The organism is Rhizobium sp. 18055, assembly GCF_902706285.1.
Classification (GTDB): domain Bacteria; phylum Pseudomonadota; class Alphaproteobacteria; order Rhizobiales; family Rhizobiaceae; genus Rhizobium.
The window spans coordinates 1-422 of record NZ_CACSKD010000351.1 but is presented as its reverse complement, the minus strand read 5'-3'; the positions used below and the strand labels follow the sequence as shown (position 1 = coordinate 422).

Sequence of the window (422 nt, the reverse complement as noted above, 5' to 3'; positions counted from 1 at the left end):
ACGAAGAGGACGACGGCGAGGACAAGCCCATCCGCCTGGCGGTCGCCGGCCGCCCCAACGTCGGCAAGTCCACGCTCATCAACACCTGGCTCGGCGAGGAGCGCCTCGTCGCCTTCGACATGCCAGGCACGACGCGGGACGCGATCTCCGTGCCCTTCGAGCGCAACGGCCAGAAGTTCGAGCTCATCGACACCGCGGGCCTGCGGCGCAATGGCAAGGTGTTCGAGGCGATCGAGAAGTTCTCGGTGGTCAAGACCCTGCAGGCCATCGAGTCCGCCAACGTCGTGCTGCTGCTGCTGGACGCCACCCAGGGCGTCACCGACCAGGATGCCCACATCGCCGGCTACATCCTCGAGAGCGGCCGCGCCGTCGTGCTCGCCGTGAACAAGTGGGACGCCGTGGACGACTACGGCCGCCAGATG

At 67.8% G+C, this 422-nt stretch carries 1 protein-coding gene; it reads left to right on the top strand.

Translation table 11 applies throughout. The annotated features are described in order from the left end of the window. The coding region (locus tag GVL52_RS32320) for a GTPase (RefSeq protein ID WP_160012765.1) at positions 1 to 422 on the top strand (422 nt) is incomplete at both ends.